The organism is Frisingicoccus sp., from assembly GCA_016298055.1.
In the GTDB taxonomy this organism is placed as follows: domain Bacteria; phylum Bacillota; class Clostridia; order Lachnospirales; family Lachnospiraceae; genus Frisingicoccus.
This window is the reverse complement of sequence record JAEDDO010000263.1, coordinates 1-2,156: the sequence shown is the minus strand read 5'-3', so window position 1 is coordinate 2,156 and position 2,156 is coordinate 1. Positions and strand designations below refer to the sequence as shown.

The 2,156-nt window shown below is 42.5% G+C and carries 1 protein-coding gene; it reads right to left on the bottom strand.

The window, feature by feature from the left end; translation table 11 throughout:
- Nucleotides 1–2,156 (bottom strand): YodL domain-containing protein (locus QZZ35_RS11385; protein WP_291237511.1); only part of this gene is annotated, 2,156 nt, incomplete at both ends.

Here is a 2,156-nt window from a genome sequence, read left to right as displayed (position 1 = left end):
TTGGCTTTCTCAACCTTTTCCATCAATCCATCATAATCAATCGGTATCAGCTCATCCTTTTCCTTAATACTCCCTTTCGCTCCGTTATGGTCTGGAGCGGATTTCAAATCATCTATGATGTCTGTCAGTGCCTCCCTAATTGTCACATCCGGATTGTCATAAACTCCACCGTCAATCTCCTTATAATCAGCTCCCATAATGGAATAATCATAGCCTCCATCCACCTCTTGGATACTGATATAGCGGTCTGCAATCTGAAAGGCAAGTTCGGTTTCTTCCCCAATCTCCAAGGACTTTTTCATATCTGCAAGCACCTGTTCCTTTTCATCACCAAGGTCAATGATTTCATCCCCATCTTCCAACGTGTTGTCCGAAGTTTCCTTCTCCTGTTTCTCCAGCTCTGACTTATGGACATCCTGTCCAGAGGTGTCAATCTCCGCTTCCTGCTCTTTTACTCCCTCCAATGTCTGAATAAAATCAGGAAGTCCGGTAAATCCAAAAGAATCCACAAAATGGGCACTGTTTTCCCCATTCTGATGTAGGACCACAATATCACTGACAGACAGTGAATGCCCTCTGTAATCTTCCGGGTGGTCTATATTGAATTTCTCATAGATTGCTTCCAGCGTTTCGCCCTCTGTCTGCTTTTGCAGTTCAGACAGCTCTCCTACATAAATCAGTTCATAATTATCCGGCTTGATAGCATCAAAATTGTCCTTCGTAATACCCATACGCTTTAAAGACTCTGTACCCTCAAACCGCAGATGATCCAGTTCCGGATTATGCTTCAACTGATAAATACCATACTTGTCAGAGCTGCTATACAAAAGCTGTGCTTCTTTATTTATTTCATTGTCCGAAAGTTCAGCCTGCATGGAACGAAGTTTTCTTTCATTTTCCCAATCACCTTTTTCAATGCCAAAAATTCCTTCATGCTCCGTAATCTGTTTTCTATCTTCTACCGTGGTTTCCGAACCGTCATTGTGTAACAGATACACAGGCAAGTCATGGTCAAACAATTCCAATGCTTTCTCCTGCGTCAATGGCAGCATTTTATTCCATGTATAACCGTACTCCCGCATTTCAGACAGACCAATTATCGGGTCTGGAAGTGCATCAATCTCTGCCTGTGCATCTATGATAGTCAGACCCACATCTTGCTGTGAATATTCAAGCTGATATGCCAGCTTTTCTGCAAGCTCCCTTGTCTTGTCCATATCATCAAGCTTATAAGCATAATTTACAATCAAGTTACGCTCATCTGATGTAAATATGGTTTTCTCCGCTTCCAATTGATGGATAAGCTGCTCTGCCTGCTCCATAACCGAAAGATTACTGTCAATCTGTTCTGCTATTTTTGCTTTCACATCAATAATCTCATCTGTATCAAGATTGTAACGAACATCAAGATGATATTCCTCAAATTCTCTTGATTTCTCATTGCCAAGCTCTGTAGTCCATGCACCTTTACTTTCCAAGTATGCCTGTATACTGAGTTTATCATCCTCACTCATGTTAGTAAGAGCAGCCACAAGCTCCTGCGTATCCATTCCACGGACATTGACAAGGCTGAACTCCGTCAAATCCTCATTCTGTATCAGCAGGATACACTCTTTACTCTGTTCCTTCTCTATGGCACGATTTAGCTGCAATTCCTGTAACGCTCCTTCAATTCCTGTAATAAGCTCAGATGCCGTCTTTCGTATGGTGTCCAGGGAAGATTTCAGTTCCTTCATATCCTTACCACTGCTCCACCCTGCAATATAACCAAAAGAATAATCCGAGGTTTCTATGCCAAAATGCTGGCATACAGTATAGGCAACGCTTTCTGCTTCTACTTCTTTTGTATTTCTATCCTTTGCAGGTGCCTCCATCAAATCATCCCGATTGATTTCCTTATTGTGAAGCATGGAATGAGCTACTTCATGCACCATTGTCTTTAATGTCTGGCTCTCACTCATATTCTCCTGCACCGCAATCCGCTTTTCCTCTGTATGGAAATATCCTTTGGAATCGCCGGGAATATCCTCAAAGCCAATAGGAACCGGGGCAACATTCATAAGTGCCTGCACAAAGTCCTCATATCCCTCCACTGTTGATAAAAGCTCCTGTGCTTCCAGTTCCGGAATTGGCTTTCCATCTGTCTGTGATACATC